We start from the raw sequence: 12,331 nt of genomic DNA on the forward strand, positions 1-12,331 counted from the left end.
TTCGTTCCGCGCCCTGCTGCGGCCTAGCCGGCCGGCCTGCCCAGATGCAGCTCCAGCGCCTCGCGCGCCGCGGGGCCGATGAGCGAGCCGTGGTTTTCCGCAGGATGGGGCCGGTGGATGAGGTCGAGCCCCGGAATGCCCGACAGCAGGGTCACGATCAGCGGCGGCACGGCCGGGGCCGAGGCGCGCCCGGCCGAATTGGCGATCAGCAGCGGCACCGCCGGCTCCAGCCGCCCGCCCGCCGCCATGATGCCGCCGCGAAAGGCGCGGGCCTCGCGAAGGGGCTCGCCGGCGTTCCACCAGGTCGAGGGATCGGCAGCGGCATAGCGGGCGAAAAGCCCTGGCTGGGTGAACAGCGCATTCAGCACGAACAACCCGCCCAAAGAATGGCCGAACAGCGTCAGGTCGCCGGCATCCAGCGGCAGGCGGCGGCCGAGTTCGGGCAGCAGTTGCGCCGCGATCATCTGGAGAAAGGCGTCCTGCCCGCCGGTCGGACGGTCGCCGGGACCGCGCAGCCCGTCTTGCGCCGGCACCGGCTGCTTGCCGGGCGAGGTCAGGTCGAACCAGCGGCGGGCGGGATCGAAGCGGGTCTCGACCGGATAGCCGATGCCGACCAGCACCACCGGCGCCTCGGGCGCCAGCCTTTCGCGCAGATGCCACAGGATCGGAAAGGTCGCGTTGCCGTCCAGCGCCAGGATCGCGGAATAGCCGCCCTGCGGCGCCGGGGCCTGCGGCAGGCCCAGAAAGATGCGCCAGGGCGCCTTGGCCGGGCCAAGGTCGAAATGGCTGGCACGGGGATGGTCGATCCGCTCGGCCGGCTCCAGCCCGCGCGGCCGGCGATCCTGCGCCCGCGCCATGCCGCCGGCCAAGGCGATCAGCGATGCCGCCAGAAGGCCGCGTCGGGAAAGGAGAATCTGCATCGTCGCCTCCGGTCCATCGATGGGCTGGCGGAAGCGGGCTTGCCCTTGCCCGCAACGGGTAGCGGGCAAGGCAGGCGGGCGCAAGGCCGCTTCCCGTCGGGCAGGATCAGCCCTCATGCCCCATGATCGGCCGGGCCTGGGCCGAACGGTCGGCGCCCGAACCCTCGTCCACCGTCACCACCACCGACAGGCCCGGCTCCAGATACTCGGCCATCTCCTGCCCCGGATCGATCGCGATGCGCACCGGCAGGCGTTGCGCGACCTTGGTGAAGTTGCCCGTGGCATTGGACGCGGACAACAGGCTGAATTCCGAGGCCGTGGCAGGCGAGAACGCCTCGACCCGCCCGGTGAAGGAGCGGTGCTGCATGGCGTCCACGGTGAAGGTGGCGCGGTCGCCGATGCGGATGCCGTGCAACTCGGTCTCGCGGAAATTGGCGATGACCCAGACCTCGGGGCCGACATGGCTGACCAGCGCCGTGCCGGCGGTGACATATTGGCCCACGCGCACGCCGACCTGGCCCAGCCGGCCGTCCGATGGCGCGCGGATCACCGTGTTGTCCAGGTCGATCCGCGCCAGTTCCACCGCCGCCTTGGCCGAGGCGATCTCGGCGCGTTTCGCGGCCAGCCCCACCTCGGCGCCCTTGACGTTCTCGCGCGCGACCGCGATGGCGCTTTCGGCTTGGGTGACGGCGGCTTCGGCCTGACGCAGCGCCAGCTCGGTCTGGTCGGCCGAGCTTTGCGCCGTGACGCCGCGCGATTGCAGGGCCTGCGCGCGGTCCCAGGTCGATCCCGCCGTATCCCGCGCCGCCTGTGCCGCCGTCAGCGCGGCCTGGGCCGATTGCAGGCTGGCCCGGGCGGAATGGACGCCCTGGCTCTGGATCTCCAGCGCCGCTTCGGCGCCTTGCTGCACGGCCTGGGCCTGCGCAAGCTTCTGGCGATATTGCCGGTCGTCGATGCGGGCGATGACCTGGTCGCGGGTCACGGGCTGGAAGTCCCGCACCTCGACTGCCGCGACATAGCCGGAAAGCTGCGGCGCGATGGTGGTCAGCTGGCCGCGGATATAGGCGTTCTCGGTCTGCGGATGCGCCGGACGGAATGGCGGCAGGTGCCAGGCGTAAAGCACGATCAACAGGCCGGCCAGGCCGGCCGCCAGGGCAATCAGCGTCGGGATAAGGTGGTTCTTGGTCATGTCTTGGGCTCGGAATGGGTTGGGGTGCTGGAGGAGAGCGGCTTGATGCGCGCCGCCAGCCAGTCGCGGAACAGGTGCAGGAGCAGCGCGCAAAGCGCCGCCGCCGCCACCAGGAAGGTCAGGAAATAGGCATCGTTATAGGCCATGACATAGGCCTGCACGCCGGCATCCTGCGCGATCTGGGCCACCGCCTGCGCGTTGCGCTGCGCCACATCGGCGATCTGCGGCGCCAGCGCCATGCTGCGCTGCGCGATCTCGGCCGCGGTCAGCGGGTCGGCAGCGACCAGTTCCTCGCGCAGCACCTGCAGATGCAGCACCTGCCGGTGGTTGATGAAGGTCGAGAACAGGCCCGAGCCGATGGCCCCGCCCAGCGATTGCGTGGACAGAAAGACGATGACGAAGGACAGGATGTAGTTCGGCCCGCGCGCCAAGGCCGAAAGTAGCCCGCGCATCATCGCCGGCGCCAGGAAGAACGAGCCGGCAAAGGCGATCATCGCCTGGCTCAGCATCATCTGCGCCGGCCGGGTGTCCATGGTGGCATGGCTGTCCATGAAGGCACCGGCGGCGATCAGCACCAGCGCGATGACATGGAACAGCGGCACGCGCTCGGGCTTCATGAAGGGGATCAGCGCCAGCCCGCCCAGCACCGTCGCGGCCGAGATCAGCGCGAAAAGCGGCACCAGTTGGTCCTGCGTCACGCCCAGCACCTGGAACATGCGCGGTGCGCCCGAGCTTTGCTCGGACAGCACCAGCCGAAAGATCAGCAATGTCGCCGTCAGGTGCAGCATGGCCGGGCTGACGAGCCAGCAGATGTCCAGAAGCGGCGCCTTGCGGTGCAGCTCGATCACCACGGCCAGCGTCAGCGCCACGATGGCCAGCGCCAGAACCCAGCCCAGCCAGTCCGCATCCGTCCACCAATGAAGCGAGCCCATGACGAAGGCGACCGTCAGCCCACCGAATCCGGTGGCGATCAGCAGCCAGCTGACCAGGTCCATGGCCGCGATCACCTTGACGCGCGGGGCCGAGGTCAGCGGCAGGGCATAGACCAGCCCCAGCGAGACCGCCGCCAGCCCCAGCGCCATGAAATGCAGCCCGTCCCAGCCATGATCGCCCATCAGCGCCGGCGAGATCACCCGCGCCAGCATCGGCCCGGTGGCGACCGTGGCCAGCACCATGGGCAGTCCCAGCCGCATCTTCCACTGGGGCGGCAGCGGCTCGAGCATATACATGAAGGCCAGCGTGGACAGCGGAGCCGAGGCCATGCCGGCAAAGAACTGCACCGCCACCGCCGAGCGCAGGTCCGAGATGGCAAAGGCCGCCAGCGAAACCGCCAGATAGACCAGGATGGCAACCTCGGCAAAGCGGCGCAGGCCGAATTGCGTGCGGATCTTGATCAGCAAAAGAGGCATCGAGGCGCGCGGGATCATGAACGCCGCCATCAGCCAGGTCGCCTGCGTGGTGGTGGCGCCCAGATCCCCGGCGATCTGCGGGATATTGGTGCTGACGAAGCCCTGCGCCAGTCCCTGCGTCAGCCCGATGGTGATCGAGGCGCCGATATAGCCCAGCGTGGCCGGCCAGGACATCGGCACGAAGGGCGGCGCAGCCGGGGCTGCGGACGCGGGCACAGGCACCGCGGGGCCGGCCGGGGATTGGCTCATGCCTGCCTCAGCCTGTCCACATTCTGCGCCATCCGCGCCAATGTCCGGCGCGTCACCACCAGATCCTCGGGCGTGATGCCTTCGGCCAGCGCGGTATCGACCTCGGCGCGAAAGCCCAGCAGGGGCTCGATCCGCGCCGCCTCGGTCAGATGGATAGCGTGCTTGCGCGCGTCCTCGGGGATCGGGCGGCGCTCGGCCAGACCCTGGTCCTCCAGCGCGTCCAGAAGGCGCTTCAGCGTCGGGGTCTCGATACCCAGAATCGCGGCCAGTTCGGCTTGGCTTGCGCCCTCGTGGCGGCCGATGGTGGTCAGCAACCGGGCGCGCGCATAGGTCAGCCCGTGCCGTTCGACGCGCTGCTCAAAGGCCGCGCGCAGCGCCCGGGTCAGTTCGATCAGCGTTTCCACAAGCGTGAAGGGACGGTCTGGCATGGGTGCTTCCGCTGTTTTCGCAAATTTCATTAGCTAGCTAATAAAACTGTCGCAGGTATTCAAGACCCCGCCGCGCGGCTGCGGGCGGGGTCCATTGCTGCGGCCTTTGCAGGGCCGGGGTCAGTAGTCGCGTTCGTAGAACAGGCCGATAGTGCTTTCGCCCTCGCTGTCCACCGAGCCGCGGGCGGTCAGGGTCTGGGAAATGTCCAGGTTCAGGTTCAGCTTGGTCTTGCCGTCGCCGCCGACCTGCACGTCGGTATAGAGGTTCTCGGACAGATACTTGCCCGCCCGGACCGAGACGTTGCCCTGATCGTCCGTGGCCAGGTCCAGGTCGTCGAGCCCGGTCGAGGCGCGCAGCCGCCCGACGATCCCCTCGCCGCCGCGCCCGGCCAGCGTCGCGACGGCGCTGGCCAGCTGCGCGGCCTGCAAGGCGCTGATATTGTCGAGGCCACGGCCGAAGAGCAGTTGCGACAGCACCTCTTCCTGCGGCATCTCGGGCGAGGATTCAAAGGTGATCTCGGGATCCTGCGCCTCGCCGTCGATGATGATGCGGGTGGTGATGCCGTCCTGCACCGTCTCGGCCACCAGCCGGATCACCGGGATCAGGCTGCCCTGCAATTCGATCAGCCCCTCGGTCATGTCGAAGCGCTTGCCCAGCAGGTCGACCCGGCCGCGGATCAGTTCCAGCTGGCCGATGGGAATGGGCTGGCGGGCATTGCCGGTCAGGCGCAACTCGCCGCCCAGTTCGGCATCGACGCCGCGACCGCGGACAAAGACCTGCGAAGGGGCCGAGATCAGCAGGTCGAACCGCGCGGGATTGGCCGGCGGCGTCGCCGGGGGCGCGGCCATGCCGGCCTGGCGCGAGGCTTCGCTGGGATATTCCAGCAGCCCGGCCTTGGCGCGGGTCTGGCGCTGCGGCGGGCGTTCGGAACGGTGGATGATGTCCGGGATCGCCTTGGCGCCGCCCAGCCCGGTCGAGGGAATGCGCAGCTCGGTATGGCCGACATCGATGCGGCCCGAGACCAGCGGCCCCTGCCCCACCGTGCCCGCGACGTTGATCGCGCCGTTCACCAGTGTCTGGTAAAGGTTCGGGTCGCGCAGCACCACGTCGGACAGCCGCACGTCCAGGTTCATCTGCCGGTCGCCCACCAGGCTGACCGGACCGCTGACGGTGATGGTCCCTCCGGCCTCGACCGCGCCGCGCAGATCGACGGCGATGCGGCCGGCGTTGAAATCGGCATTGGCGTTCAGGCTGCCGACAGCCAGGCCGAAGCGCGGCTCGGCCAGCCGGCCATTCGTCAGCGCCACCCGGCCCGACAGCGATTCCAGCGCCGGCCGGCCGTTCAGGCGCAGATCGAAGCTCAGCGGCCCCTCGACCGAGCGGGTGCGCAGGAAGGGATTCGCCGCGGCGGCATTGCTGCTGCCGCTGACCGTGATATCGGCAGTGGACAGATCCGTCGCCGCCGTGCCGGTCACCCTTGCCTGGGTATTGCCCGGCCCGGTCGCGGTCAGGTTCACGTCATAGGCGCGGCCGGTGTTGCGGATGGTGCCGGCAACGGTGGCCGGCCCGGGAAAGCCCGGCACCACAAGGCCCAGGTCGTTCAGCCGGGCATCGAGGTTCAGCCCCTCGGTCGGGTTGCCGTCGCCGGTAATGCTGAACTGGCCGTTGCCGGCGCGCAGCCGGCTGACGGTCAGGCTGCCATCGGGGCGCTGCGCGGCGTCGAGGTCGAAGCTGGTCTCGCCCGCCAGCACGGCATCGGCCTGCGGATTGCCCACGCCCAGCCCGCGCGCCGAACCGTTGGCGGTGATCTGACGCCCGCCGCCCTGCTGGTCCACGACATGGCCCGAGGCGCTGACCGCGCCCCGGAAGCCGCGGCCAAGAAAGCGCAGGTCGTCCGCACGCAGCGTCGCGGTCAGGTCGGTCGCGCCCTGGCCCACGCGGCCCTCGGCGCCAATGTTCAGGCGCGGGTTCTCGACCGTGGCGGTCTCGATGGAAAACACGCCGTCGCGCTCGACCCCGTGCAGCGCCAGCCGGGTCTCGCCCGCCAGCGCGCCATCGACCTGTGCCTGGCCAAAGGACAGGTCGGTGCCGGTGCCGGTCACGTCCAGCCGCCGCGCGCCCGAACCGTCGTCCTTGAAGCTGCCCTGCGCGTTCAGCGCACCGCGCCAGCCGCGGCCGAAGCTGGCCAGCGACCTTACCTCGACCCGGCCGGTCATGTCGGTGCCGCTGGGCGCGATGCGGCCCTGCGCGGTCGCCAGCATCTGCTGGTTGGTCAGGTTGAAATCATGCACGGCGATCTCGTCGCCGCGCTGCTCGGCCGAAAGACGCAGGTCGGTCACGCCGGTCAGCGCGCCGTCGACGTCCTGCTGGCCGAAGCGCAGTTCGGTGCCGCGCCCGGTCAGCTCGATCCGGCGAACGCCGTCCTGTTCCACCGCCGTCGCCTCGGCGGTCAACCCGCCCGAGAAGCCGCGCCCCAGCACCGCAAGGTCGGGCATCGACAGGTCCAGCGCGGCATCCATCGCACCCTTGGCGAAATTGCCCCGGCCCTGCGCATCAAGCTGCGGATTGGTCAGCCGGAAGGTCTGCACCTCGAAACTGCCCTGCGCCTCGGCGGCCTCGACCAGCAGGTCGGTTTCGCCCTTCAGCGCACCGTCGAGCTCGGCAATGCCGGTGACGAGGTCCTGCGCCTTGCCGGTCAGGGTGATCTTGCGCGTGCCGGCAGCGCCGGTGACGCGGGCCTCGGTGCGGACGCTGCCCGAAAAATCCGGGTCGGCGACAGACAGGTCGGGCATGGCGATGGTTGCGGTCAGGGTGCTGGAATAGCTGTCCAGCCGGCCCTGCGCCTCGGCCGTCAGGTTCTGGGCGTTCACCGTCAGCTTGCGCAGGTTGATGCCCGAGGTGTCACGCCGGGCGCTGAGCTCGATGCGCGACTGGCCGGCCAGCATGCGGTCGGCATGGTCCTGGCCGATGCGGATGTCGTTGCCCAGGACCTGCGCCTCGACATCGAAGCCCTTGCCCAGCAGCGCATAGCGGCCCTTGATATGGGCATCGGCGGTGCCGCCAAGCTCGCGCCCGGCCAGGGTCGAGAAGCGGCCGACATTGCGATGCTGCGCGGTGATGTCGCCCGACAGCGTGATGCCCGAGCGCAGGCCCGAAACGGTCGTCTCGCCCTTGAAGCCGAAATCCTCGCCGTTGATGTTCATGCCCCAAAGCTGCAGCGCATTGCCGGGGGTGAAGGCAAAGTTCAGGCCGCCGTTCAGCGTCCGGCCCAGGGCCTGCGCCATGCCCGGATCGGCCGGCGCCAGGTCGTCCATGCCGAAGGCGATCCAGCCGCGCACCTCTTCCAGCGCCTGCTCGGGGGTCAGCGCGATACGGCCGCGCCCGTCCATCCGCAATTCGGAAAGCGCAACGTCGTCGCGAACGATATCGCCCACCACGCCCTTGAGCACCCAGCCCGAGCCCTGCGCCGCGTCGTAATCCAGCCGCAGGCTGCCCGAGCGCACGGTGGTCGGCCGGTCGGCCCAGGGCAGCCGCACCGGCAATTGCGTGGCGCCAGCGTCCTCGCCCAGCAGCAGCGTCAGATGCGCGCTTTCCGGCGCGCCGCGACTGGTGGTGGCAAGGTTGCCGTCCAGCCGCAGCGCCTCGGTCGCCAGCCGCAGCGAGGGGATGACCAGCCGGCCGTCCTGCCCGCGCCAGCCCTCGGCCAGAAGCTGGGATTGCGTGCCGAAAAAGGCGCGATGCTGCGGCGGGACAAGCGCGGCCACGTCGCCGCCAAGCTCGGCGCGGAAGGCGGTGCCGGGGGCGCCGTCGCGCTCGGCCGCATCGACCGAGACGAGGCCGGTCACGCGCGGCTGGCCGTCGGTCGCAAGCTGGATGTTGGCGTTGAAGTCCGACATCGGCCCTTCGCCCGCGATCTCGGCGCGGACGGCGGGTCGGTCGTGCAGCTTGACGATATTGGCGAACAGCCCGTCGCGATCCTCGTCCAGCTTGAGGTCCAGGCGCAGGACCCGCGTTTCGTTGGAAAAGCTCGTATCCAGCGCAAACTCGCCGCGCGGCCCGTCCACGCGGTTGATGGTCAGCTTGGTCTCGCCCTCGCCGCCCGACAGGTTCATCGAGCCGTCGATCGCGATCACCGCCTCTTGCCCGATGATCGGCTGGCCCAGTTCCACCCGTTCGACGGCGATGCGATCGATGTTCACCCCCACCGGCAGTTGCGGCAGGGAAAACTCCCGCGCCTCGGCCTGCGGCGCGCTGTCGCCGCCGCCCGGCAGGCGCGGCAGGATGATGCGCTCGGCCGAAAGCTCGTTGATCTCGACCCGCCGGGACAAAAGCGCCGAGCGGGTCCATTGCATCGCGCCGTTTTCCAGCGTGATCCAGACCCCGTCGTCATCGGCGATGGTCATGCGGTCGAAGGTCGCGCGCGAGGAAAGCGCGCCGCGGAACCCCTCGATCACCACCTGCCGCCCGGCACCGGACAGCTTTTCCTCGAGGAAGCGGGTGATGAAGCCGCGGTCGTCCTCGACCTCCTGCGAGATCTCGGCAGCGGTGTCCTGCGCCAGCGCGGCCAGAGGAACGGCCAAGGCCAGGCCGAGTGCGACAACGAGACGATAAGCCAGATCACGCATCAGAACGCCTGCCCCAGACCGATATAGACCTGCACCCCGCCCTCGTCGCCATCGCCGCCGCCGACCGGGGTGGCGATGTCGAAGCGCATCGGGCCGATGGGGGTCTTGTAGCGGATGCCCGCGCCGGCCCCGGCCTGCCAGCCGCTGGCGCCGGACCAGCTGCTGTCCTCCCAGACCCGGCCTGCATCGGCGAAAAGCGCCAGACCGATACGCTCGCGGACCTGGATGCGGGCCTCGGCAGTCAGGGTGACGATGGACATGCCGCCGGTCCTGACCGGGCCGTCGGGGCCCTGGATGACCTCGACGCCCAGCGATTCATAGGAATGGCCGCGCACCGTGCCGCCGCCGCCGGACCAGAACAGATAGTCGCGCGGGGTTTCCTCGATCTCGGGGCCGACCACGGTGCCCAGCCGCGCCCGGCCGGCCAGCGTGAAGCGGTCCTCGGTGCCGAAGCTGTAATAGGCCCGACCCTCGGCCAATATCTGCGCACCCGAGCCGGTCTCGTCCTGCAGGCCGACAAAGGGGGTGATGCCCCCCGACAGCCAATAGCCGCGCTTGGCGTCGTTCGGCTCGTCCCGCTTGTCCCAGGTGACCAGAGTCGGCAGGGCGAACAGCCGGAAATTGGTGCGGCCGCTATCGTCGTCGACGCGCAGCGCCCGGTATTGCAGGGCGATGTCGGCCGTCAGTTCGTCGCTGGGAATCCAGGTGAACCCCAGGCCGAAGGTGCCGGACTTGAGGTCGTAATCCTCTTCCTGAAGGCTTTCGACCTTGGCCAGCACATATCCGGTGGTGTCGGCGGTGATGGTGGCCGGCCGGTCGACGCGCAGCCCCAGGCTGTAGTCGCGCCCGGTATCGCCGCCGATATCCGAGATGCTGGCATCGACGCGCAGCCGCTCGCCGCCGCGGAACAGGTTGCGGTTGATCCAGTAGCCGGTCAGCGACAGCCCGTCGGTGTTGGAGTATTCGAAACCCGCGCCCAGCCGGCGCAGCTTTTGCTCGGCCACCAGCAGGTCGACGTCCAGCGTATTGCCGGGGCCGATCTGGTCGGCCTCGGTCAGGGTGATGGCCGAGAACACGCCCGAGCGGCGCAGGCGCTTGCGCACGTCGTCGAGCTTTTCGGGATCGAAGCGCTCACCCTCGGGGAAACCGGCGATCTTGCGCAGGCGGCGCGGGTCCATGCGCTGGTAGCCGCGAATGGTCAGCTGGCCGAAGCGCAGTTCGGGGCCGGGCGCCAGGCGGATGCGGCTGTCGATCAGGTTGGTGGCGTGATCGGCGATGATCTCGGTCTCGGCCACCTCGGCCTTGGCATGGCCGACATCGCGCCAGCCGGCAACGCCCGAGGTCGCGGCGTTCTTCATGTCGCCGGTGCGGGCGACCTCGCCCCGCCGATAGCCGCGCGGCAGCTCGGTCCCCGGCGCCACCGGCGCGATCTCGGCGCGGCTGTAGCGAAAGCGCGGCCCCGGCTGGACCGAGACCACCACCTTCTGCACCACCTTCGGCGCGTCCAGCGGTGCGATGCTGGCCGCCTCGACCCCGTCCAGCGAGATGTCGATGATGCCCGAATAATAGCCCTGATCGTAAAGCACGCCCAGGATGCGGGCGTAATCGCCCCGCGCGGCAGCCAGGATGTCCTGCCCGGTCACCCGCCCCTCGTCCTGCGCGCTGACCAGAAGCGAGGTTTGCCGGATCGCCGGAAGCAGGTCGTCGTCGCCGCCATCGACCTGGAAATCCAGGTTGACGGGCGAGCCGTCATTGCTGTCCCTGCCGAACCAGCCCGAAAAGGGCGAGGAGGAAGGCGAGCCCGAGGACTGCGCCCAGACCATGCCCGCGCCGGTTCCCAGCACGATTACGGCAGCCGTTCCTGCCTTGATCCAGCTTTTCATTGCCTGATTGCCCTGCTTCTGGCGGTTTTGCCGGAAGCATCGCAGGCCGCGTTAACAAAATCCAGCGCAGCAGCCCGAATTCGGGCGATTTTCAGCGGATTGCGGCCAGACAGCCATGCAGCGCGGCCATGTCGTCGCGGATCACGCCGACCGGGACCGCCTGCGGAATCCGCGCCATCAGCGGGTCGGAGAGGAAGGCGCGTTCGAAAATTTCGAACCGATCGGTGCAGGAGCGGGCGACGCTGCCGGCCAGGAACATCCCGTCCATCGGCATGAATCGCAAGGCAAGTTCGCGGCAGAGGAGCCCGAACAGCCGGGCATAAAGCGCCAGCGTTTCCTCGGCCGCGCCATCGCCTTCGGCGGCGGCGGCGACCACGGTTTCGGCCCGGCCCTGCGGCGTGCCCATGCGCAGCGCGTGCAGCCGGGCAAGGCCGCGGCCGGCGAACAGCTCCTCGACCGAATCAATCGCACGGCCGGCATCGCCCAGTGCCTCGGCCAGCGGATCGGCCACCGAAAGCGGCAGGCGGGTATGGCCTTCCTCGGCCTCAAGGCAGGCGATCCCGCCGTCCGGCAGCACCTTGACCGCGCAGACGTTGAAGCCGGTGCCGGCATTCACCACCAGCCGCTGGCCGTTCGACAACGCACCCTCGGGCGCCGCGCGCAGGAAACCCGCCGCCTCGCCGTCCAGCGCGGGCGTGGCATAGCCCAGGGCGGTCAGGTCGTTGATCAGCCGGGCGCGCGGGGCGCCGGACAGCGCGCAAAGCCGCGCCTCGGAAAAGGTCCAGTCGCGATTGGTCAGCCGCGCCTCGTCACCCCAGACCGGACCGGCGACGGCGACGCAGACCGCGTCGATCCGCGGGCTGCCCTGCTGGGCCAGGAACTTCGTCACCACCTCGTCGAAGCTGGCATGGTCGTCGCCGCGAAACCGGGTGATGGTCCCGGACGCAAGCGCGCCGTCCCGCGCCAGCGCCATCCGCGCATTGGTGCCGCCCACATCCGCCAACAGGATCGCCATGCCTTCCCCCCTTTGCCGCGTAGCCTCGTTCGGGCCCTTCTAAGCCATCCGGCACGGTCCTGCTAGCGCTCACATTCGTATCCTTGCCAGAACTTTTCGGGAACCCCGGCGGGCTGGCGGGGGTTTTTCCGTCGATCACCCGCGCAAGCGAAAGGTTGAGGCAATGAAGATGACCCTGGTCCCCCGCATCGCACCCGCCCTGCTGGCGGTGCTGCTGGCCCTGCCCGGCCAATCCGCGCAGGCGTCGATCCAGACCCGCGAGGAGAACATGGCCGATCCGCGCGGATGGTCCGCCATCGCCGGCATGGACCCGCGCGCCGTCCGCGAGGTCGCACGCACCCTGCCACTGTCCGAGGACGCGGTGGACGACCAGCCCTGGTGCGAGCACAAGGCCGATCTGGAGCAGACCCTGAGCCATGATTTCGGCGAGGCCCGCATCGCCACCGGGACCGATGGCGTCACGCTGTGGGGCTCGGACGTGCTGGGCACCTGGACGGTGGTGTTCGAGCGGCCGGATGCGACAAGCTGCGTGATCGCCTCGGGGATCGGGTTCAGCGACGCGACCAGCCCGCAGGTGTTCTTCGTCAAGGCGGGTTTCAACGGCTGACCGCT

Annotated in this window: 8 protein-coding genes; 1 reads left to right on the plus strand and 7 read right to left on the minus strand. The window is 69.6% G+C overall.

Going from position 1 to position 12,331, the window contains the following annotated elements; all coding sequences use genetic code 11:
- Window positions 1-23 precede the first annotated feature (23 nt).
- The 7 genes from QPR87_RS06800 to QPR87_RS06830 all read right to left on the minus strand — a co-directional run bounded on the left by QPR87_RS06800 (window position 24) and on the right by QPR87_RS06830 (window position 11,719).
- Entirely contained in the window at window positions 24-920 is an 897-nt protein-coding gene (locus tag QPR87_RS06800; RefSeq protein WP_285048842.1) for an alpha/beta hydrolase, read from the minus strand.
- 106 nt (window positions 921-1,026) lie between these two features.
- Window positions 1,027-2,109 (minus strand): HlyD family secretion protein, encoded by a 1,083-nt coding sequence (locus tag QPR87_RS06805; RefSeq protein ID WP_011748955.1) that lies wholly within the window; start codon window positions 2,107-2,109, stop codon window positions 1,027-1,029.
- Window positions 2,106-3,767 carry an efflux MFS transporter permease gene (locus tag QPR87_RS06810; RefSeq protein WP_285048844.1) on the minus strand — a complete coding sequence of 554 codons (1,662 nt, stop codon included), beginning with the start codon at window positions 3,765-3,767 and terminating at the stop codon, window positions 2,106-2,108. The genes QPR87_RS06805 and QPR87_RS06810 overlap by 4 nt, the downstream gene beginning before the upstream one ends.
- Window positions 3,764-4,195 (minus strand): MarR family winged helix-turn-helix transcriptional regulator, encoded by a 432-nt coding sequence (locus QPR87_RS06815; RefSeq protein WP_041529991.1) that lies wholly within the window; start codon window positions 4,193-4,195, stop codon window positions 3,764-3,766. Before QPR87_RS06815 ends, QPR87_RS06810 begins: the two co-directional genes overlap by 4 nt.
- A 120-nt stretch (window positions 4,196-4,315) precedes the next feature.
- Window positions 4,316-8,821: a translocation/assembly module TamB domain-containing protein gene (locus QPR87_RS06820; protein WP_285048845.1), complete on the minus strand. Its 4,506-nt coding sequence runs from the start codon at window positions 8,819-8,821 to the stop codon at window positions 4,316-4,318.
- The gene (locus QPR87_RS06825) at window positions 8,821-10,704 is read right to left on the minus strand and encodes an autotransporter assembly complex protein TamA (protein WP_011748959.1); all 1,884 of its coding nucleotides are present in this window, start codon (window positions 10,702-10,704) and stop codon (window positions 8,821-8,823) included. The genes QPR87_RS06820 and QPR87_RS06825 overlap by 1 nt, the downstream gene beginning before the upstream one ends.
- A 91-nt stretch (window positions 10,705-10,795) precedes the next feature.
- Window positions 10,796-11,719, minus strand: a complete 924-nt coding sequence (locus QPR87_RS06830) for a glucokinase (protein WP_011748960.1) — start codon at window positions 11,717-11,719, stop codon at window positions 10,796-10,798.
- 163 nt (window positions 11,720-11,882) lie between these two features.
- On the opposite strand from QPR87_RS06830, the gene QPR87_RS06835 reads away from it, so the two are divergent.
- Window positions 11,883-12,326 carry a hypothetical protein gene (locus QPR87_RS06835; RefSeq protein WP_285048846.1) on the plus strand — a complete coding sequence of 148 codons (444 nt, stop codon included), beginning with the start codon at window positions 11,883-11,885 and terminating at the stop codon, window positions 12,324-12,326.
- Window positions 12,327-12,331: the final 5 nt, after the last annotated feature.

The sequence above is a fragment of the Paracoccus sp. SSJ genome, from assembly GCF_030234105.1.
GTDB lineage: Bacteria > Pseudomonadota > Alphaproteobacteria > Rhodobacterales > Rhodobacteraceae > Paracoccus > Paracoccus denitrificans.

Coding starts and splice junctions, on each gene's coding strand:
- QPR87_RS06800 (WP_285048842.1), bottom strand. CDS start 920: ATGCAGATTCTCCTTTCCCGACGCGGCCTTCTGGCGGCATCGCTGATC.
- QPR87_RS06805 (WP_011748955.1), bottom strand. CDS start 2,109: ATGACCAAGAACCACCTTATCCCGACGCTGATTGCCCTGGCGGCCGGC.
- QPR87_RS06810 (WP_285048844.1), bottom strand. CDS start 3,767: ATGAGCCAATCCCCGGCCGGCCCCGCGGTGCCTGTGCCCGCGTCCGCA.
- QPR87_RS06815 (WP_041529991.1), bottom strand. CDS start 4,195: ATGCCAGACCGTCCCTTCACGCTTGTGGAAACGCTGATCGAACTGACC.
- QPR87_RS06820 (WP_285048845.1), bottom strand. CDS start 8,821: ATGCGTGATCTGGCTTATCGTCTCGTTGTCGCACTCGGCCTGGCCTTG.
- QPR87_RS06825 (WP_011748959.1), bottom strand. CDS start 10,704: ATGAAAAGCTGGATCAAGGCAGGAACGGCTGCCGTAATCGTGCTGGGA.
- QPR87_RS06830 (WP_011748960.1), bottom strand. CDS start 11,719: ATGGCGATCCTGTTGGCGGATGTGGGCGGCACCAATGCGCGGATGGCG.
- QPR87_RS06835 (WP_285048846.1), top strand. CDS start 11,883: ATGAAGATGACCCTGGTCCCCCGCATCGCACCCGCCCTGCTGGCGGTG.